This window comes from Paradesertivirga mongoliensis (assembly GCF_024436395.1).
GTDB classification, from domain to species: Bacteria; Bacteroidota; Bacteroidia; order Sphingobacteriales; family Sphingobacteriaceae; genus Paradesertivirga; species Paradesertivirga mongoliensis.
The window spans coordinates 258477-280690 of the sequence record NZ_JAFMZO010000004.1 but is presented as its reverse complement, the minus strand read 5'-3'; the positions used below and the strand labels follow the sequence as shown (position 1 = coordinate 280690).

Sequence of the window (22214 nt, the reverse complement as noted above, 5' to 3'; positions counted from 1 at the left end):
TTATCACTTTAATTACACAAATAGAGCTACCCAGTTATAAATGTGTATATTTATGGGGTACCCATCCATCATGAAATCAAACACTTCCTATCTATGCTTTTGAAAGACCCCCACCATATTATTGCCATTGGTGCCTCAGCGGGCGGCATGGAGGAAATAAACGCTTTTTTTGATCATACTCCAACGGACGGCGTGGCGTATGTAATAGTTCAGCACCTATCTGCGGATTTTAAGAGCCGTATGGTCGAACTACTTGCCCGCCATAGCAAACTCGAGGTTAGTGAAGCTCTGGATGGACTGCAGGTTAGATCCAACCAGGTCTATTTAATTCCTAACGATAAGTTTATGACCATTGTGGATAATAAACTTCATTTAACCGAAAAATCAGACAGCCGCGGACCGTATTTGACGATCAACACTTTTTTTAATTCTCTGGCTGTTAACTGCGGTGAAAAAGCAATTGGTATAGTTTTATCGGGGTTGGGTTCTGATGGTACAGAAGGCATTAAAGCAATTAAAGGCGCCGGCGGGATGGTGATTGCCCGCAACCCCGAAACTTCTGAATTTGGAAGCATGCCCTCAAGCGCTATTTCGACGGGATTGGTTGATTTTGTTTTAGAGCCGGAATTTATGCCTCAAACCATTGAGGATTATGTAAAACAAGACCATGGTATATTAGCTGATAACAAAGACGATGCAAAGCACATCAAAGCAGTTCTTGAAATAATAAAAACACAGTCGCCACACGATTTTTCGGATTATAAGCTAAATACTATTTTGAGAAGAACCAAGAGAAGAGCCTTGAACAGCGGTTTTACATCGTTGAAGACCTATCTTGGTTTCCTGAAAATTACCCCGGAAGAAGTCGAGGCTCTTTCTAAAGAATATCTTATCAGTGTGACAGCATTTTTTCGTGATAAGGAAGCATTCGACATTATCGAGAAGGAGGTGGTACCCGATATTTTATCAAAACTTGAACCAGAAGATGAGCTTAAAGTATGGATAGCAGGTTGTGCCACCGGTGAAGAAGCTTATTCAATGGCTATTCTGATTCACGAACAACTGGACGAGAACAAAGAAGAACCTGTTGTAAAGATATTTGCTACAGACATCGACCATGCGGCGCTGGCGTTTGCAGGAAGGGGTATTTATAATAAAGATATCGAAAAGCATGTAAGCTCCGAGCGCCTCAAGAAATACTTTATCAGAGAAGGAAAGGACTATAAGGTAAAACCTAAAATACGCAAAATGGTAATTTTTGCTCGGCACGACCTTGTTAAGAATCCGCCTTATTGCAATATGCAACTCATAAGCTGTCGTAACCTGCTCATTTACATGACCCCGATCCTACAACAAAAAATACATACACTTCTCTTATTCGGGCTTAAAAAAAATGGGTATTTATTTCTCGGTGCAAGTGAAAACCCACTTAGTATTAATGAAAGTCTGGAAACAATCGACAAGAAGTGGAAGATTTACAAAAATATTGAAAGCAAAAAGATCGTGCGCTTCGATGCATTCTCTCTTCCCCTGTTAGTTGATAAAAAAAACAACTCCAGTTTCAGTTTAAAGGAAGACCAACACACCGCTAAACAAACATTAGACAGTTTAGTAAATGCTGATCTAACAAGCGAATTTGACTGCCTGGTAGTTTGCGTTGATGAAAACCATCAGGTAGTGAAAACTTACGGTGATACCTCCAGGTACATGCTGCAGAAGATCCTCACTTCAAATCTCACCGAATTGCTGCCCAGACCACTGCTCATTGCATTCAACACAATAAGTGCAAAGGTGATTAAGACAAATAAAAAGGCCTGGGTGAGGGGAATAAAAACACAGTATGGGGAAAAGACAATCAAAGTAAATCTATCTGTATGTCCATTACATTTGACAAAGGATGGACCGAGATTGTTCTCCGTTACACTTTCAGAGGACGACAGAATCACAGGCTCGGGAAATGAAGAAAGTATTTTTGATGAAAAGATCTATCTCGATCAGTATGTTCTCAACCTCGAACAGGAGGTAAATGAACTTAAAAACAACCTTCAATCAGTAAACCTGCAGTTGGATGCATCCCACGAAAACATGCAATCTTTTAATGAAGAGCTCCTCTCCGCGAATGAAGAGATGCAGAGTTCCAATGAAGAAATGCAGTCGGTAAATGAGGAACTACATACCATAAATACAGACTACCAGTTAAAGAACAAAGAGTTGCTTGAACTTAACGATGATCTCAATAATTACTTTAGAAGCAATGTAAACGGACAATTGTTTGTAAACAACGACTTGCTTTTGATGAAGTTTTCACCCGGAACTGTTAAGCAAATCAACCTGTTACCAACCGATGTAGGAAGGCCCTTAAGTAATATTTCAACCAATATAAAATTCGAAACCTTCATAGAGGATATTAAAAAAGTTATTACAGACCAAACAGTTATTACAAAAGAGATTGAAGCTAATGATGGCAAGTGGTATCAGATAATGACGATGCCGTATATTCAGTCTGATAATAAAAGTAACGGCGCAATTATTACCTTCAATGATATTACGCAATTGAAAAGGGTTCAGCTTGAGCTCGATCAGAAAAACACAAGTTTATTGCGCATCAATACCGATCTTGACAATTTTGTAAACACCGCATCGCATGATTTACTTGCACCGCTTGCTAATATCGAAGGGAGCATAGCAGTGATGAATAAAATAAAGGTTAGTGATCCTAAACTCGCTAAATTCCTGTTTATAATTAACTCTTCGGTAAAAAAATTCAGGGCTCTGATAAAGGATCTTTCAGTTATTGGAAAAATTGAACATGGAAGAATTGAAACTGAGATGATTGATCTTAATGAACTACTGGATAATATAGAATGGAGTCTTGAGGATAAAATCATCTCATCCGGGGCTGTCATTACCCGGGATTTGAAGGCGAAGCGTATCAATTTCTCCAAAAAGAACCTTAGAAGTATAATATATAACCTGATTTCGAATGCTATTAAATTTACTAATGATCAGCCACCAGCGATTAAAGTGAGCACTAGACTTAAACAAGATTCTATAACGCTGACTGTAGAAGACAACGGAATTGGCATAAACAAAGTAGATTTACCCAGGATCTTTGATATGTATGGACGCCTTCATCATGATGTTGAAGGACAAGGTATCGGTTTATCTCTCGCTAAAAAGCTTATCGACGCCGGAAATGGTTCTATAACGGTTGAAAGTGAACCGGGTAAGGGAACGAAGTTTATTATTCAGTTTAAAATTAATTCGGAGCATGGATTACAACATAAGGTTCTGAATGTACTCCCGTCAGCCACGAACTAATAAAGTCATCCCCCACCAAGGCTGTTAAATGGCACCTTATTTAAACCAGTCATTGAGAAAGTGAAGCGTCACCTGGAACCCAGGATGATTCCTTATCCCACAGCTTTAGTTAAGCCATTCTGCGGAAAGCGCTTGAAGCCCCCGATTGTACTTAGTATGGACAAAGACGGATTTAGCATCCCAGGTCCGTCGCCGTTATAGTTCTCTAAAAGTATTGACGCATTTCGCCCCCCGGCACAGGACAGTAGAAATCATTCAATTATCTAAATTGCCTCCCAAAGCCGATAAACCAATGAAATTTAAACTTTTTACAGCAGCCTGCTTAACTTGCTTCATTACTTACAATCTTTCCGCGCAAGAAGACAAAGGATACAAAGTGTATCAGTTTCCCGCAAATATGATCCCAAAAATAGATGGAAAAACAGACGACTGGGATTCTTTTCCTAAAGAACTGATCGTGGGAACAGATCAACTGTGGGATGATTCGGGCAAATATCCCAAGGTAGATCCTAAAAACCTCGACGTTAAGGTAAAAGTTGCCTGGGTGAAGGGGCTAAACAGACTTTACTTCCTCTACGAAGCGTACGATAATTATTGGGACTTTACTCACCCGGGCTTACACAACGACATTTTTGAGATTGTGGTAGACGGTGATCTTTCCGGCGGTCCGCTTATCGATGAGCAACATCCCAATCAAAAGCTTGATCGATGGGAAACTTATTTCGCCTATCACGGCGTTCACGCTCAGAACTATCACATATTTACTCCCGCGGTTGGAAAAGACTGGGCTCTAGCCTGGGGAAGCCAGCCATGGATTAAAAACCTCCCGTATTCGAATATAGCATATTCGTACAATTTTAAACCAGGTGAATCCGGAAAGCTTACTGCTGAATTTTGGATCACCCCATTTGACTATGCCGGTGCTGAAGGACCGCTCAGGGCGGTTGAATCGGTGCTCTTCGACAACAAGAAAATTGGTTTGACCTGGGCAATTATAGATTATGATGATGTGAATGATGAAACCGTCAAGGGCTTCTGGAATTTATCCAAACACCACAAAATGTATGGCAACTCCAGCCTAGGAACAATTTTTACGCTCCAACCCCTGGAAGAGAAGTATCGGAAGCCATTCGAAGCTAAATGGTCATTCATTGTAACCGACATGGCCAAAAGAGAAGTAACCTTCAAAGATCAAAGCCGCGGAAAAATCAACAAATGGCATTGGGACTTCGGCGATGGAACATTCTCCAACGAACAAAATCCTGTTCATCGATACAAGAACCCGGGGAAGTATCTGGTGGTGCTTAATATTGAAGGCCCGGATGGAAAAGCCCGATGGGCCAACCAGTGGGACGTGGCGGTAAAGTAAACCACCCGCTACCCGAAACTGCCTGATATTAAAAAATAATACTCAAAACCATACAAAAAATCATGCTAAAACTAGTTAAAACCAGCACCATTCTATCGATCATCTTATCGTCCTTCCTATCGCTTAGTTTCGCGCAATCATCAGCGCCCCGATTAGAAAAACGAGGCCAGGCAACCCAGCTCATTGTTGATGGAAAACCCTTCTTACTACTGGCAGGAGAACTTCACAACTCCAGCTCCTCTAATCTTGATTATCTAAATACGCTATGGAAGCCATTAAAACAACAGCACCTGAACACTGCACTAGTTGCGGTATCATGGGAGTTAGTCGAGCCCCAGGAAGGGAAGTTTGACTTTAGTTTAGTAGACGGAATATTAAAAGGCGGCCGCGACAATAACTTGAAAATAGTTTTGCTTTGGTTCGGAAGCTGGAAAAATGGGCTTTCTCATTACGCGCCAGAATGGGTTAAGAAAGACACTCGAAGATTTCCCCGGATCAAGCTCGAAAACGGGCGATCAACAGAAACCATATCAGCCTTAAGCACCGAAGCCATGAACGCAGATGCTAAAGCATTTGCCGCACTAATGAAACATGTTAAAAAAGCCGACGCTTCAAAACAAACAGTGATTATGGTGCAGGTAGAAAATGAGGTCGGTGTTATCGGCGCTGCACGCGATTACTCGGATTTTGCAAATGTGGAGTTCGCGAAAGCGGTTCCCTCCGAATTAATGCAAAGCTTAATCGCACACAAAAACGAACTACAACCACAACTAAAAAGTCTTTGGGAACAAAACGGATCTAAAACCGGTGGCACATGGAGCCAGGTTTTCGGTAAAAGCGCTTCGGCAGATGAAGCCTTTATGGCCTGGAATTATGCAAAATACATCAATACGGTAACTGCTGCCGGCAAGGCCGAATATAATCTGCCCATGTTTGTAAATGCCTGGATTGTACAGCCTGAAGATAAACGTCCCGGAGATTACCCATCTGGCGGGCCGCAATCTCATGTACATGATATCTGGCGTGCAGCAGCGCCAACTGTGGATATACTATCTCCCGATATTTACCTTCAGGATACCAAAGGAATAACAGCAATGTATAAACATTCCTGGAACCCACTATTCATCCCGGAGTCGTTTGCAGGTCTGGATGGCGCTGCTAATGCATTCTATGTAATAGGCAGGCACGATGCCATTGGCTACTCTCCTTTTGGCATTGATAACAAAGCTGAGAAGCCGGCAGAGACACCTATCGCCAAGGCTTATAATATCCTGTCACAGCTAACACCAGAAATTACTAAAGCCCAATCAGAGGGTAAAATTACTGCATTCACATTAAAAGCCGACTCGGTACAAACCGCCGAACTTGCGGGCTACAAGATTAATGTAACGCTACGGAAGAACTGGAGCGGAGTTACACAGGCATCACAGGGTTATGGCCTGGTAATTAATACGGCTCCTGATGAATTCACTGTAGCCGGCTCCAATATAGATGTTACTTTCGTTCCTCTGTCTGCTGGCCCGAAAATGGCTGGCTTGTCATGGGTTCGCGAAGGCATAGTTGAAAATGGAGTTTGGAAACCAGGCCGGCTGCTTAACGGCGACAACATTATGATTAGTTACAAGTTGGCTGAACAGGCTGCCGTCAACAAAACAGGCACCGGAATCAGACTGCTCGATGAGCCTTCTATTTCAAAGTTGAAATTGTACCGGTTCGAATAATTCTTCTTTAACAAAAAGCCTCAGGTCGATTGATCCCGAGGCTTTTTGTTGTTTAATGACTACTATCGCACATTGGTCTTCATAATCGCCTCCCCTGTCACTCCCAGTATCTTTAAACCACTCAAATCTACGTTTGTGGCGTGCTCCATTGAAAATCCCCTTTGAGCTGTAATTTCACAATTCTTGAATTTCACTCCGTCGATCGGACTTTGCTCCAGGCCTTTCATTGTTCCAACTGTGCGGGCTGTTCCCCTCACATTGATAATACGTACATTTCTTACGATTGGCAACACTTTAGCCGGCGGTTTAGGATTCACCATCCGCCATGCCATGTTAAACTCAAAGGCTTGTCTTGTGTCTCTAATGATAAGATTTTTATAAGTTATATTTTCGACCACACCACCTCTGCTGGGTTGTGATTTGAATCGTATGGGTGCCCAATTGCCTGCTTCGAATACACAATTTCTTACCGTGATGTTTCTGATTCCTCCCGAAGTTTCGCTTCCCATAGCTACGCCGCCGTGCCCGTACCCAAATCTACATTTTTCGATCAGCACGTCTTCGCATGGGCGATTCACTCTTAGTCCATCCTCATCTTTTCCCGACTTGATGGAAATACAATCGTCGTTTACATCGATGTCGCAGCCGGTGATAAGGATGTCTTTACTAGAGTCGATATCTATACCATCCGAACTGGGTATGTTATGCGCTGCCCTGATCGTCAGGCCTTTTATCTTTACATTCCTGCTGTAGAGAACAAACAGTCCCCAACTCGCCTGATTATTCAATTTGATATGCTCTACTACCGCGTTTTTGCAGTTCTGGAGTCCTATCAGTCTGGGTCTTCCATATCGAGGGCCTGGGCTTTGCTGAGCGCTTCTTCCTCTCGCCGTCCAGGCATCACCCGAACCATCTATGGTTCCTTTGCCGCTGATTTTGAAGTTGCTTAAATCAATCGCATTTACGAGGCAGGCCGTCCATTTCTTTTCCTCGCCTTCCCAGCGCGTATTTATCTGGGGATAATCTTCCTGATTTAAGGATCCTTTCAATACAGCACCTTCTTCCAACAGCATACTTACCCCCTGTTTGAGAAATATCGAACCGCTCAGGAAAACACCCTCAGGTATAATAAGTGTTCCGCCTCCTTCTGCGCTGCATTTATCAATAGCTTCCTGGATCGATGCCGTGTTCAAGGTTTGTCCGTCTCCTTTAGCTCCAAAGTCGGTTATTTTATAGGTTTTATCTTTTTTAAAGCTGCTAAAAACGATGGCTGCTATGAGCAGGCAAACCATGAGTAGTTTTTTTTTGATCATTTTATTTAGACGAAGTTATGAGGAGATAGCGTGTCCCATGGGCCGGAATGGACAGCTGCAGAGTCGAACTGTCATTTTTTCGGACGATGTTTTTCACAGGAGTAATCTCTGCAGTTAAGGGATCCCAAAGTGTTACTTCACCCTGCCCGCTTAATGTAGCTTCTAATTCCTGATTTGATTCTCCCTCATTAAAGAAGAAGTAAAAGTCCGCGTCTTTTACCTTTCTATGAAGATACTTAACGGACGGAGCGGCTTTTTTAAACGTTACATCACGCGGAAGTGCAGCTTTTACACGTTCCGTTAAATTTCCGGAAGCTTCAGAAATGCCCCAGTTAACTCCTTCCAGCTTCTTCATACTCATAAACGTTTTGTCTGAAACGTATTTTGGCTGGCTTGCCATAAAAATCACCGTTCCTCCAGCTTTCTGGAAAGCTTCTAACCTGCTTAATGCCTTAGAAGATATAACCGTTACTGAAGGGATGATAATAGCGGAATACCCCTGCCCGCTGTCATTAACGAGCTGCTTGTTTTTTAGCTTCATTGTCTCGGTCAAGGCTTGCTCATCCACAAAATCGTAGTCGAACTGATTCTCAAGCAGCTGTTTCGAAATCGACAGTGTACTTTTATCGGCGCCGCTATCTCCTAACCACATGCTGGTGGTTGGATGATAGAGCGCTATCCTTGCCGCAGGAACGCCTTGCGAGAGTAGATATGCCGCACGGTTTGAATATACGGCCAGATCTTTGAACTCGGGCTTGCCTAAATAGCTCCCGGGCATTCCACGTCCTCCCGCCGAACCACTCCAAAACATATATTCGAACAGGTTAATACCTCGTACCATCTGGTAATCTACACACCATTTGGCTTGCGCTACCGTGGGTGGAATATTGTAAGCCGCGAAACTTTCACTTAACGAACGTGGGCGACCGAAAAGGTGTGCTGCAGACGAAGCGAGCTTAGGAAAGTCGGCTACCTTGTCAAACCAAACCTGATTCCAGATAGCATCAACACCGGGCACTTGTACATTTCGCATATTTTTGAAGAAATCACCGCTGGAACGCACCAGATCCATCATTTTCTCTTCATGATTAAGGTGTACCACGTATTCCAGCTTATTTTCAGCACACCAGGCAGCCTGAACATCGAAGAAGCTCTCTTTAAATAGATCAGACCATACATCCCAGTAATCCGCTTTGGCCCGTCTCTCCTGCTCGCTTAAACTGGCAGTAAAAAAGCTGGCGAGGTAAGGAACCACATCATAGCCCTTGCGCTTCTTAAACTCTGAGGGCATTTTGGGAGTCCACGGCGTAAATCCGTAATCCGGCTCATCACCTCTGAAGCCCAGCACTGTTTTCCCAAATTCGTTTCCGATGTATTTTTTGTACTGTTCGTGTGTAAATTCTAGGAACTGTTTTGTGCCTTCGGGATTAAGGTAGTCGAACAGTGAATTGGTGGTATCTTTTCCACCGGTTGGATTGTTGGCCGCCCGTGTAACGGAAGTTTTAAACCGGTGTTGTACTAATAACACTTGCCAGTTACCCTCGGGGGCTTTCCACTGTAAAGCTCCATTCTGGATTTGAAGCAGAACATGACTTTTATCCCCCAGATTTACTGCAGCAGCACTGATGATGTCGGCAGGTAAATCCTCTTTTATCTCTTGCCCTCCGGTTAATGCTATCCGCCGGGCTACAACAAGCCCCTGCATACGCAAAGCAGGTTTTTCCAAGCTGAACTTACCTCCGGCAAATCCGCTTGGATACTTTCCTTCATCAATAATCCATACCCGCATATTACGCTTTTTCGCTTCCTCCACTGCAACTTTCACCGTTTCGAACCAACCTGATGAGAGGTAGGGATTAATCATTTTATAACCGGCTTCGATGGTAACCACTCTTAAACCCTGCCCAAGGATAGCATCGAGATCTTTAATAATGGATTCACGACTGACAGGCCCATCCCAGCCCCAGGTAACTGTATGTGCATACTCCACCGGATAATTTTTAAAACTTGCTTCCAGTTGAGCTTTTGTAGGGTTAGTTATTTTTTGCCAGTTCTGCTGTGCGCTGGAAGGGGCCGAAGTAATAAACGTGGCGCCCAAAGCCAGATACACGAATCTGACTAAGACTGCTTTTTTCATGTGTTTGGTTTAATCGAGGGTTATAATTGATACTCAAATGTAATTGTTTAAGGCTGCTTTAGCTTTGAAACACATTATGCAACGGATATTTTACCCGGAACTCAAATGACTGTCTGGGATACTGAAGCAGACTCGAGATACACTGACGCCGTTCCACTATAGCCTCGAACAGTGACCCGGTTCGCCCGAAAGCTATCTACCTGCTCCAGGCTTTGCGGTCGGCGTAAATATTCGGTAGCCAACCTTAAGTGGCAGCTGAATTTTCGTTTGGTTCGATTCGACCACAAAAGACAGCCTGCTATGGTTAATCTTGACCACTTCAAACAACCTGCCCTGATACACAATAAAATCACCGGGGCCGGGAATTACCTTTTGATGGACCTCTTTCAGCATTGAATCTGCCTTTAGATCTTCTAACATAATGTATTACTTAATAAATGAAAATATCTTAGTATCTTATTTAATAAGAGGGTTTATATCATCAAAAGAAAGACACAGGGTGTATATAACACTACCTGCGCTTTCATTATGACATCTTGTTAAGGCGTAACATTTAACGTAATCACTCCGGCTTCCAGGCCTTCTACTTCTGCTTTCAAGGTTACTTTTCCACTTCTCTTACCCTTAACAATAGCTATTGCCTTGCCCATGTAAGCTTGTCGCTGTGAGGCCTGATAAGGCTCATGGCTCATAATGTTCCCATTATCAACTGCCTGAATCTCTCCGGCACCGGCTACAGTAAACTTGATTAAATTGTCAGCATTTGTACATGGAATTCCATTGGCATCTACGATAGTCGCCTGAACGAAAGAAACGTCGTCCCAGTTGTTGCGTAAATTTGTTTTGCTCGCAGTGAGCAAGATTTTAGCCGGTGTAGATGCCGACTTAAATTCTTCGGAGGCCACTTCTTTTCCTTTATTTTTGCCTACGGCACGAATGGTTCCTTTTTCAAATGTAATGTCCCACTCGCGGGCCGAATCATTTGCCGGTTTAGGTTTAACGCCCTGCGACTGACCATTTAAAAATAGTTCCACCTCATCACAATTACTATAAACCTGAACTTTAGCATTATCATAAGTATCAAAATCAGCCGGGGTCCAGTTGGCTACCCAATTACCGGAGCCAGCATTGTCTGATTTACGTACGATATGAACAACGGGTTTATTGGACCACCAGCTATGCCGCTGCAATGCTTGCTGTTTCCAATTATTTGCCCGATCGAAAAGGCCCTGATTATTGGTCGTTTCGGGCCAGTCGGCTTCTCCCAGATAGTCATATCCCGTCCAGAGGAACTGACCGGCCATATATGGTTTATCCCGTAAGGCAAGCCATTGATTTAAAACATGGGTATTTTCTGTACCGATAACTTTCCAATGCGGGTTAGCCTCATGCGCGGCGATTAATTCATTTTCACGATAATTTTGACCTACAACTTCCATGTGCTCTGCAAAGCCGTTAGAATACACCTTTGAAACATTTGGGCGGAACAGAGCCATAGTAACAGGACGGGTAGCATCAAACTTCTTAATTACGTCTTCCTGTTGTTTGTAGCGCTGATAGCCTTCGGGATAAGTAAGCGGATCATGAATCTCATTTCCTATACTATAAATTACGATAGAAGGATGATTTCTGTCGCGCAAAACCATGTCTCTGGTATCACGCTCCCACCACTCTTTAAAATAGAGATTATAGCCTTTCTCTCCGTTGTGTTTAGATGCGGTCCAGGTATCAAAGGTTTCATCCATCACTACAAATCCCATTCTGTCGCAAAGGTCAAGGAACTCTGGGGCCATAGGATTGTGAGATGTCCGGATTCCATTAACTCCCACTTCTTTCAATAGTCTAAAACGTTCTTCCCAAACAGCTAGTGGCACAGCAGCTCCTACCGCACCGCCGTCATGGTGCAAGCACACGCCCTTTATTTTATAATTTTTATCGTTGAGCCAAAAGCCGGTAGCGGCATCAAATCTCGATGTCTTGATACCAAAGGTGATGGTTTGATCGTCTACGACTGTGCCTCCTGATTTGAGCTTTACCACCGCCTTGTATAAGTTAGGCTGCTCGATATCCCATAGTTTTGGTTTTGACACTTCCAGATTCTGGTCAAATTCGATTTTATCGCCCGCGGGTACAGACTTTTTAGTACTTGAGCTCTTGACAATCTTGCCCTTATCATCCAAAATACTTGTTTCTACTGTATACTCAGCTGCTTTGTTGCTTGTATTAACCACATCGGCTTTTACATTTACAGTACCACTCGCAGTTGTAGCAATGGGTGTGGTAATAAAGGTTCCCCACTGAGTAAAGTGTACCGAATTAACAGATACCAGCCGAACATGGCGGTAAATTCCTGCACCCTGATAATACCTGGAAGCAGGCTGAATGGTATTATCAGCCTTAACCACTAACACGTTTTTCTGCCCTTTCCCGTACTTGAGATGCTTAGTTAAATCATAGCTAAAGCTGATATACCCGTAAGGTCGCTTGCCCAGATGAATGCCGTTTATCCAAACGTCGCTGTTCATCATCACACCGTCAAACTCAATCCAATGCTTTTTCTGAGCATCGGTTTCATTTAGTGTAAAGGTTTTTCTGTACCAGCCAATTCCTGCTGGAAGGTATCCGCCACCCCGCGCGGTTGGGTTTGACTTGTCGTATGGCCCCTCAATACTCCAGTCGTGCGGTACGTCCAGTGTTCGCCACTCCGAATCAACAAAGTCAGTTTTGTCAGCACCTGGCACGTCGCCCTTAAAAAACTTCCAATTATTATCGAAGGAAGTAATTTTTCTCACCTGCGCATAAATTGCAGTCTGTGAGATCGCGAGAAGCATTATCAATACAATTTTTTTCCAACTTACCATGCTGTGAATTTTCCGGTTGTTTATATAGTTCATTATTGATTAGTGTTTTGCTAGCGCTGTAGTTCTCCTTTTTCTGCAACTCCTTTTTCGTCCAATAGCTGTATTGCGGATGCAGGACCCAAATCCGGATCAGACCAGGATTTTACTCTCCATACCACCTTTTTATCAGGAGTAACTTCTAGTATCTGCACCGATGTGGGCCAGTCTTTCGGATCTTTGATTTTATTCGGAATCCAGTTGCAAATGACAGTGTTTCCATTGGCAAGCCGGTTACATTCTTGTACGCTGCCAAGTAAAATATCTGGTACATCCTTCTGACTGAATTCCCAAACAACTTCGCCTTTGGCATTTACCTCGCGTGCATAGGCCGCATTATCTCCACTGATCAAGGTATTGCCGTTCTTCAACCGAATGGCTGCCCATGGGCGCTCTGCAACAACAGACCAAATGCTTTTTCCATTCCCATCATATTCAACCACTTTCCCCATATCCATGTGTGCTACCAGAAAAGTTCCGGCAGTAGTATATCTCACGTGCCTGAATTGTCCATGTGCGGTTTTCGATCCACCGGTAGGTATTATTAGTTCCTTCTCCGTTTTTCCGGATTTCTTATTAATGATCATCAACTTAGCTGGAAAGCCGTTTTGCATAATCAGTACTTTATCTTTTCCAATTGGCTGGCTGGTATGGATTTCGGTCCCTTTTGGTGCCACATAGTTCCAAACTATTTTTTTAGCAGGAGTAATTTCGCTGGCCCCAACTTTGCGTGAAAACAAAATGTTGCCGTTCGACAATTGATGTACATCTCCAAGCTCTTGCAGCTCACCATTTTCGTCTTTTATCGGAATACCGTAAGACCAAACTACTTTGCCTTTTTTTACTATCCAAATGGTTTGCAGTGGATTACGGTGATCCCACTCGCCGGCATACACAAAAGGATGGCGTGACAGAGAGGTGTCTACCGCTGTTTGTGCAACGGTTTTCTGACTACTCAACGAGCCAACAAACACCAGGGATACAACCAACAAAACATAACCTTTCATACAAACTATTTTAAGTGCTTTCATTTTTTTCCGAGATATAAATAAAGTTGTGAACCTGCCAATAAGAAGGCACCAGGGCCATAAGTTTCTGTACTGTTTGCGTCTACCTTATCAGGTGCCGCGCCAACTGGTTGGACATAGCCCAGCATCCCGTTAGGATGGACAGAACTTGTTAATGCTTTCCAGGCCCTTTCTATTACTGGTCTGTATTTTTTGTCTTTTAGAATACCGTTATTCATTCCCCAAAGGATAGCGTAGGTATAAAATCCTGTTCCGCTGGTTTCTTTTGCAGGATAACTTTCGGGATCAAGAAGAGAAGAGTGCCAGCTTCCATCGGGTTGTTGAATAGCAGCAAGTTTGGCCGCCATGTCTTTGTAGAGCTTAATATATTTCGGTCTGTCGGGATAATCTTTTGGCATGTTGGAAAGAACCCTGACCAGTCCGCCCATCACCCAACCATTTCCTCTCGACCAGAACATCTTTTTCCCATTTTTTTCACGCTTTTCGAAATAACTTTCGTCTCTGAAATACAGATGCTCATCCTTGTCGTAAAGAAAGTCGGTAGTTTTCCACCAAAGCTTATTAGCAATATCCAGGTATTTTTGTTCGCCGGTGGCAGTAGCCAAATAGCTAAGTGAGGTAGGACCCATAAACAAAGCATCACACCAGGCCCACTCTCGGTCCATAATTCCCCGATTTTTTAATGACAAGGATTCTGTATGAGGGCGGGCAATAATGCTGTCGGCAAGTGCTTTGAACGGAGCTATCATTTTTGGCTCTTTGTAGAGCATATATAAATTGCTATAGGTCTGCGCTACACAGTAATCATCAGCAAAAAAACGTCGGGTGCCAGTATTCCAATTTAAGTCATTGCCTATGCCGACAAGAAAGTCAAAGTATTTTTTGTCGCCAGACACTTTTCCAAGTTCAAATATTCCGGTATAAGCGGCGCCGTAAGTCCAGTTATACTTTGGCTTTTTAAACCCTTTTGTAGTCCAGTCGTTTATTTGCCAGTCGGCCACCCGGCGCATAATGTTCATTACACTATCCCGGTTACGGAAACCATTTTTACTTTTTTTCTGCGCAAATGCTGGCGTAAACACAAGCTGCAGACAAAAAATTGCAACTAAATTTAAGCTTAATTTTCTCATCAGTGATTTATGTTAAATTGTGTATCCCTCTTTAATCAGCGGAAGCATCCTAATCCGTTTACCTGTTGCCGCAGCAATGGCATTACAAAGCGCTGGTGCTACAGAAGGAACCGCTGGCTCTCCCGCACCTCCAGGATTCTCGTTACTCTCTACTATTATTAGTTCGAATGGGGGCATTTCCCTAAGCCTCATTACATCATGATCAAAGAAAGACTGCTGATCCGCCTGTCCGTTTGTGATCGTAATTTCTTCTTTAATAGCAGCACTTAGTGCCCACACAAGACTGCCCTCTACCTGAGCTCTGAAACCATCCGGGTCTATAATTAACCCACAATCAATCGCACAAACTACTTTATGAATAGTGATTGCTTTTTCTGGCGAAACGCTGATCTCAAAAGCATGCGCTGTGTAAGCGTCTGTATGTGTATACTGGCAGCAGGCTATTCCGCGAAAGCGTTTTAATAAAGGCTTTTGTTTCCAATGAATGGCATCAGCACATTTTTGCAAAACAGTTTGCAGCCGCTGCATATGCTTTGTCTTTCCGTTGTTTTCATCAAAACCGTTTTTAAACAAGTTCATTCTGAAGTCAACCGGATCGATCAGTAAACGCTTGGCCAGCTCATCAATAAAACTTTCGACCGCAAATACATTATGGTTATAAGAAATCGACCGCCAGGAGCCGATCGGAACAGGAGATTCGACTGCATAAAAAGCCGATTGGTAGTCGTTTACCGGATAACACAAGTCATTTGCCGGACCACCATAGATGTCTTGAGCGCTTGAGATATTTTTGGCCGGAAAGGTTGCAATCCCAACTTCATGCCGCCAGTTGCTTATAGATAATTTATCAGCTACAGCCGTAAGTTGATGAAAACTTGCCGGGCGATAGAAATCATTCTTTGTATCATCGGCACGACTGAAAACCACCTGAACCGGCTTTCCTGTGGCTTTACTTAATTGCATTGCTTCGGCGGCGTTATCTACTTTCTCTTTGCGGCCAAAAGCACCTCCCATCGGAAGAAGGTTTACGAAAATTGCTGAAGGATCAAGACCAAATGCTTTTGACAAATTATTAGCGAACGCGCCCGGAGCTTGAAAGCCACCCCACAACTCATACTTACCATCCTTGTACCATGCGGTACAATTAATGGGCTCCATAGCTAGATGAGCAAGATAGGGTAGTTCATAGGTTGCCTTGAAAGCTTTGAGGTCGGTTATTTTACTAAAAAAAGAAGCCTTGCCTTTACTATCAAACTGCAATACGGGCTTTTCTGTTGACACAGCCTTTTTCAAAGCTGCTGATAGTGCAACTGTACTGCTGTTCGGTATAGCGCCCAAATCCCACTCTACTTTCAAAAGCTGTTGCGCCCTGAATGCCAGCCAGGTATTGGTAGCTATAATTGCGACACCGTTACGATTGTCGACACCGTTTCCCATTTGGCTGACAGGGACAACCTGAAGTATACCTGGCCCCAGTTTCTTTAAAGCGCTGTCGTCCCAGGATTGTATCTTACCATAAAATACAGGTGATCTAACTACAGCAGCATATACCATTCCTGGTAAACGAACATCGATTCCGTACTCCTGCTTCCCGCCCAGAATTTTCTTTATGTTGGTGCGCTTATTTTTCTTGCCGATAAGCTTGAAGTCCTTCAAATCTTTAAGCACCGGATTATCGGGAACTTTCAGATTGCTGGCCTTCTCGATCAGATTTGCGTAAGACAGAGATGCCCCGGTTACAGGATTAATAACTTTAGAATTTTCAGTTTTAAGATCTTCAGGGCTTACTTGCCAAACATCAGCAGCAGCGTTCATCAACATTGTTCTTGCAGCCGCACCTGCCTTTCGCAGGGTCTGCCATGAAGAACGAATACTGGCACTTGCATACGTGTTGTATCTTCCTGCAATGGCAGCATCGTAGGCGAATGTTTCAACCTGTACGCGTTGCGGATCAACATCAAGCTCTTCAGCAATTAACGCAGGCAATGAAGTATCAACTTGTTGCCCCATCTCCTGCTTCATCACGTACAGGATAACCTTGCCATCGCTTTGAATTCTGATCAAAGGATTAGGCATAAATGACTCCACACCAGCCCTATCCCTTGCATCCGATGCAAGCGGTATAAGATCAGAGATAAGCCAGGCACCTGCTGTAAAAGACGAAATCCTTAAAAAGTTTCTTCTGTTCATCACTTAACCTTTCTTTGCAGCAATTTCTGAAGCCCGATGTATTGCTTTTTTGATTCGATAATGGGTTCCACAGCGGCATATATTCTGAGACATAACCTGATCGATGATACTATCCTGAGGTTTGGGATTTTTTGATAATAAGGCCGCCGCCGCAAGCATTTGTCCAGATTGGCAATACCCGCATTGCGGAACGTTCAACTCCTCCCATGCCTGTTGAACTGGATGAGTTACCTCGTCAGATAAGCCCTCGATGGTTGTTATTTTTTTACCTGACGCAAATGCAGCAGTTAACTGACAGGAGCGAAAAGCCTGACCATCAACCAAAACAGTACAGGCACCGCAAACGCCAACACCACAACTGTACTTCGTTCCTGTGAGATTCAGCTCGTCTCGCAGTATCCAGAGCAGAGGCATTGCCGGGTCAACGTCTACTCCTTGTTCAATGCCATTTACTATAAGCGTATATTTTGCCATAAAATTCTCTGATTTTTACCCGCCAGCTTACAACAGGTCTTCCATTCCCTTCTGTATAGGGGGTAGAAACGAAAGGTTTTTATTTTAAGATGTTATTTATCATACCTATTTCTTCTACACTAAAATCAGTATTCTGCAAAGCTTTTATAGAATCTACAATTTGTTCGGGTTTGCTCGAACCGATCAATACCGATGTAACTCTTTTATCTTTAAGGAGCCATGACAATGCCATGTGCGCCAGTTTTTGTCCTCTTTGCTTCGCCAATGCGTTCAGTTTGGTAACCCTTTCAATTTTCTCGGGGGTAATGTGACTTTCGTTGAGAAATTTGCCGCTCGTAGCTACTCTCGAATCTTCCGGTATCCCCCCAAGGTATTTGTCGGTAAGCAGCCCCTGAGCAAGTGGTGAAAAGGGAATGCAGCCTACTCCCTCCTGCCCTAGTAAATCAAGTAACCCATCTTCCACCCACCGTTCAAACATGGAATATTTTGGCTGATGGATAAGGCAGGGCGTCCCTAACTCTTTCAGTATTTTAAAAGCTTTCGCTGCTTCCGCCGGACGATAATTTGAAAGGCCTACATATAGAGCCTTTCCCTGACGAACGATCAGGTCAAGCGCCGACATTGTTTCTTCTAAAGGAGTTTCCGGATCCGGACGATGATGATAAAAGATGTCCACATAGTCCAGATTCATCCGTTTTAGGCTTTGATCAAGACTGGCCACAAGGTATTTCTTTGATCCCCAGTTTCCATAAGGCCCCTCCCACATATCATAGCCTGCTTTGCTGGAAATAATCAGTTCATCTCTATAAGGTCGGAAATCCAGATCCAGTATTTTACCAAAATTAGCCTCGGCAGAACCGTAAGGGGGGCCGTAATTGTTTGCCAGATCAAAGTGAGTGATCCCATGGTCGAAGGCTGTTTTTAAAAGATTACGAGCATTTTCAAAATTATTTACGTGGCCGAAATTGTGCCATAAACCCAGCGAAAACGCCGATAATTTCAGCCCTGAATTTCCGCATCTGCGGTATTCCATTCCTTCGTAACGATTTGCTGCTGCGATATAAGTCATTTGTATTATAATTTACCAGTATAATGTATAAAGTGCTGTTAATATTCCTGTTATAAAAAGTGCTCCTACTGTAAATGCAGGAGAAAGCTTGAACATCTCTTTTTCGATTTCAAGTCCTTTTGGCTTATTGCCCGCCGCTTGCTGAATTTTGCTTATGATAACCATACAAATGATACAAAGCAGAAAAACTATCAGCATTCGATCAAGAAAGGGAATTTCGAACACACCTTCAGCATTCTGTTGGGCAAAGCCGATCTCTGATAAAAAGGAAAGGTCTGCGATTGTGGGAAGAACTTTCAGGATAATAGAAAGTACAAATCCTCCAATAGTGGCAAACATAGCGGCCCCGGAGGTGGTTCCTTTCCAGAAAAAACCAAGAAGAAACATGGCGAAAATTCCCGGAGAGACAAACCCCGTATATTCCTGGATGTATTGAAATCCTCCTTTTTTATCTATTCCGAGCATTGGAGCTATTACCACTGCAATTAACATGGCTATAACAACTGTTGTGCGTCCAACCAATACCATAGTTTTTTCATTGGCAGATGTAGCAATTTGTTTTTTATAAATATCAAGCGTAAAAATGGTGGCTATGCTATTTGCTTTGCCGGCAAGAGAAGCAACAACGGCAGCCGTCAACGCAGCAAATGAAATTCCTTTCAATCCTGAGGGTAAAAGATTTAACAATACCGGATAGGCCCTGTCGGGGTTTAATTCTCCATCTTGTAACATGGCCTGCTGAAAAGCGCCTTCCTTGTACAAAACAAAAGCGGCGATACCAGGCAAAACGACTATTACAGGCATTAGTATCTTCAAAAAGGCAGCGAATAAAAGACCGCTTCTGGCTGTTTTCAGATCGGCACCTAAGGCCCTTTGAGTGATGTACTGGTTACAACCCCAGTAGCTTAAATTAGAAATCCACATTCCACCCACCAATACAGAAATCCCTGGTAAATCCAGATAATTAGGATTGTCCTGAGATAAAATCATGTGAAAATGTTCGGGAGCTCTCTCTTGAAGTAGGTATAGACTTTCCAGGATTCCATCAGATCCCAAATGTTCAGAAACGAGGTCAAGAGCCAGATATGTTGTAACCAAGCCTCCAAGAATCAGGAAAAACACCTGTATTACGTCGGTATAACCGATAACTTTCATTCCCCCAAGGGTAATAATAATTGCAAAAAACGCCAGTGCATACATGCAATAACTAAGATCAATACCAGAAATACTATTGATAGCAACAGCTCCGAGATAAAGAATGGAAGTGAGGTTTACCAATACATATAATAACAACCAAAATACGGCCATAATCATACTCACAGTTCCGTTGTATCTTTGGTTAAGAAACTGCGGCATGGTGTAAATTTTATTTTTCAGATACACCGGAATAAAGAAAACAGCCACTACAATTAAAGTAGCCGCGGCTATCCACTCATAACTCGCAATGGCCAGGCCCATTTTGAATCCGGAGCCACTCATTCCAATAAATTGTTCTGCAGAAATGTTAGAGGCTATGAGTGATGCTCCTATCGCCCACCAGGTTAGTGATCCTTCTGCAAGAAAGTATTCCTTTGAGTCCTGACTGTGGTTTTTTTTCCGCCGATAAATCCACCAGCCGTAAATTGTTATTATCAGAAAGTAGATTAAAAAAACAAGATAATCTGTTAAGGACAGATATTTCATAAGGTCAGTTTAGCTGGAAACATCATTCTATTAGTTAATTCTTAAATACGTAATCGTTTACGTAACGAGACAAAAAAACATTTAAGTTCTTTTAGAAGACTCTCTTATTATTATTAATGGTTCGAGTACTTTTTTGTGCACTCGCTGGTTCGCTGGTTCATTATTAATTAATTTATTTATGAGGTCGAAAGCTTCCTCCCCCATCGCCACCGTTTGTTGATCGACAGTGGATAAGGAGGGTGAAATATGTTCCCCAAACAGATCATTACAAAAACCTATTACACCAAACTCTTCCGGAACATTGACACCCATCTCCTTCAACTCCTTAAGTGCCCCGAGCGCTGTAAAATCTTCCACCGCACATACGGCATCAGGCTTATTGTCTAATTTGAAAAACTTCTTAATTGCTTTCCTTCCAGACTCGATACTTATATCGCCAGGATAAATAAGTTCAGGGTCAGAATCTAGATTGTAATGCTCAAGTGCGTCTTTATATCCTCGTACTCTCTCAGAAAACGTTTTTATATGTAAAGGACCTGAAATGTAAGCAATTCGATTATACCCTTCGTTCACTAAAGTTTCAACGGCTAAGAATGCACCTCTGTAATCGTCTATGCATACTGAAGAAATGCCTAAATTATCATTAAAGCGGTCGAAAAAAGCAATCGGAATATTCTTTTCTTTGACATAGCTGAAATGAGAAAAATCTTTAGTGTCTTTAGCAATCGAAGCCAGAATTCCATCAACTCGCGCATTTATAAATGCGTCAATCCCTTTCTTCTCGAATTGTTCTGATTCATTCGATTGATATATCAGCACCTCATATCCGTTCTTGCTTGCAGCATTTGAAATCCCATGGATTACGGAACCAAAAAAAATGTGTTCAGCCGTCGGAATGATCACCCCTATAATATTTGTTTTACCGGATCGCAATGACGATGCAACCTTATTCGGACTGTAATCAAGTCTTAAAGCTGTTTCTTTGACAATTTTCTTTGTCCCTGAGCTGATCTCCGGATGATCACTCAGAGCGCGGGAAACCGTTGCTGCGGTGATATTTAACTCCCTGGCAATATCGTTTATAGTGACCCTTTTCATCTGCGTCGTAATCGTTTACGAACATAAAAACTATTTTTCGAATAAACAACTGATTCCGGATGATTATATAAGGTCAAACGCCTGAGCAAAAACTGTGAGATCATAACTGTTCGTAACGTTCAGCTTTTGTCGGATATTCTTTCTATGCGTATCTACCGTAGCAGGTGAAATAAAAAGCTGCTCGGCTATCTCGTTGGTAGATTTACCGAGAGCCATGAACTTCAAAACTTCCTTTTCGCGCGACCCCAGCTTGGCAAAAGCCAGATAATTCTTTTTCAGAAAGTTATTTTCAGACAAAATGCGTTCCGCCTTTGAAGTCATTTTATGCATATCATTGATCGAAGATGATGTCGAAATGGTCAACAAGGGCTCTCCTTTATCGTCCTGAGCAAAGATTCGCGTACTGGTAATATGCCACAACCAGTCGTCATTTTCCTTAAACCGCACTTGCTGAAAATAAGTACAGGTACTTTCCATATCATTTTCTGTAAGCAGCCGGATTAGCTTTGGCACATAATCTTTCGAGTCGTCTTCGTTAAAAAAACGGGCGTGATATTGCTCATTGGTCATACTGCAGACCTCTTCGAGCGTAGCACCTATCTGCTCAAGTCCGATTTTGCTCATCCAAACCACCCTAAAATCTCTAATATCATGTATAATGGTTACCCCTGGGAGGCTATCCGCCAATCGGGTTATATCCTTTATTTTTTCATTTATATACAATACATCATCCGATAAATCCATTGAGATATTCTTGAATATTTATAAGTCCTGAAAAGGGTGG

At 42.8% G+C, this 22214-nt stretch carries 15 protein-coding genes; 3 read left to right on the top strand and 12 right to left on the bottom strand.

What is annotated here, in order from left to right:
- Positions 1-93 precede the first annotated feature (93 nt).
- From J3P43_RS16750 to J3P43_RS16740, 3 genes are all read left to right on the top strand, one after another.
- Complete coding sequence (locus tag J3P43_RS16750) at positions 94-3321, top strand: chemotaxis protein CheB (protein ID WP_255904595.1); 3228 nt, start codon at positions 94-96, stop codon at positions 3319-3321.
- Between the two features lie 292 nt (positions 3322-3613).
- Positions 3614-4690 (top strand): PKD domain-containing protein, encoded by a 1077-nt coding sequence (locus tag J3P43_RS16745; RefSeq protein ID WP_255904593.1) that lies wholly within the window; start codon positions 3614-3616, stop codon positions 4688-4690.
- Between the two features lie 62 nt (positions 4691-4752).
- Entirely contained in the window at positions 4753-6411 is a 1659-nt protein-coding gene (locus J3P43_RS16740; protein ID WP_255904591.1) for a GH35 family beta-galactosidase, read from the top strand.
- Positions 6412-6473: 62 nt separating this feature from the next.
- Here the strand turns inward: J3P43_RS16740 and J3P43_RS16735 are convergent, their stop codons facing one another.
- The 12 genes from J3P43_RS16735 to J3P43_RS16680 form a co-directional block, all read right to left on the bottom strand.
- Positions 6474-7724, bottom strand: coding sequence for a glycoside hydrolase family 28 protein (locus J3P43_RS16735; protein WP_255904589.1), 1251 nt, complete (start codon positions 7722-7724; stop codon positions 6474-6476).
- A 1-nt stretch (position 7725) separates the two neighbouring features.
- On the bottom strand, positions 7726-9861 hold the full coding sequence (locus J3P43_RS16730) for a glycosyl hydrolase (RefSeq protein WP_255904587.1): 2136 nt from the start codon (positions 9859-9861) through the stop codon (positions 7726-7728).
- A gap of 192 nt (positions 9862-10053) precedes the next feature.
- Entirely contained in the window at positions 10054-10281 is a 228-nt protein-coding gene (locus tag J3P43_RS16725) for a hypothetical protein (protein WP_255904585.1), read from the bottom strand.
- A gap of 119 nt (positions 10282-10400) precedes the next feature.
- Positions 10401-12755, bottom strand: a complete 2355-nt coding sequence (locus tag J3P43_RS16720; RefSeq protein ID WP_255904583.1) for a glycoside hydrolase family 2 TIM barrel-domain containing protein — start codon at positions 12753-12755, stop codon at positions 10401-10403.
- A gap of 17 nt (positions 12756-12772) precedes the next feature.
- Positions 12773-13789, bottom strand: coding sequence for a beta-propeller domain-containing protein (locus tag J3P43_RS16715; RefSeq protein ID WP_255904581.1), 1017 nt, complete (start codon positions 13787-13789; stop codon positions 12773-12775).
- Positions 13786-14916 carry a glycoside hydrolase family 88/105 protein gene (locus tag J3P43_RS16710; protein WP_255904579.1) on the bottom strand — a complete coding sequence of 377 codons (1131 nt, stop codon included), beginning with the start codon at positions 14914-14916 and terminating at the stop codon, positions 13786-13788. The genes J3P43_RS16715 and J3P43_RS16710 overlap by 4 nt, the downstream gene beginning before the upstream one ends.
- A gap of 12 nt (positions 14917-14928) precedes the next feature.
- Entirely contained in the window at positions 14929-17106 is a 2178-nt protein-coding gene (locus J3P43_RS16705; RefSeq protein WP_255904577.1) for a xanthine dehydrogenase family protein molybdopterin-binding subunit, read from the bottom strand.
- 3 nt (positions 17107-17109) lie between these two features.
- Positions 17110-17580, bottom strand: coding sequence for a (2Fe-2S)-binding protein (locus tag J3P43_RS16700; RefSeq protein WP_255904575.1), 471 nt, complete (start codon positions 17578-17580; stop codon positions 17110-17112).
- A 79-nt stretch (positions 17581-17659) separates the two neighbouring features.
- Complete coding sequence (gene mgrA / locus J3P43_RS16695) at positions 17660-18649, bottom strand: L-glyceraldehyde 3-phosphate reductase (protein WP_255904573.1); 990 nt, start codon at positions 18647-18649, stop codon at positions 17660-17662.
- 12 nt (positions 18650-18661) lie between these two features.
- A complete protein-coding gene (locus J3P43_RS16690; RefSeq protein ID WP_255904571.1) occupies positions 18662-20332 on the bottom strand; it encodes a sodium/sugar symporter in 1671 nt (556 codons plus the stop codon).
- A gap of 81 nt (positions 20333-20413) precedes the next feature.
- Complete coding sequence (locus J3P43_RS16685) at positions 20414-21430, bottom strand: LacI family DNA-binding transcriptional regulator (protein ID WP_255904569.1); 1017 nt, start codon at positions 21428-21430, stop codon at positions 20414-20416.
- 63 nt (positions 21431-21493) lie between these two features.
- Positions 21494-22174, bottom strand: a complete 681-nt coding sequence (locus J3P43_RS16680; RefSeq protein ID WP_255904567.1) for a response regulator transcription factor — start codon at positions 22172-22174, stop codon at positions 21494-21496.
- Positions 22175-22214: the final 40 nt, after the last annotated feature.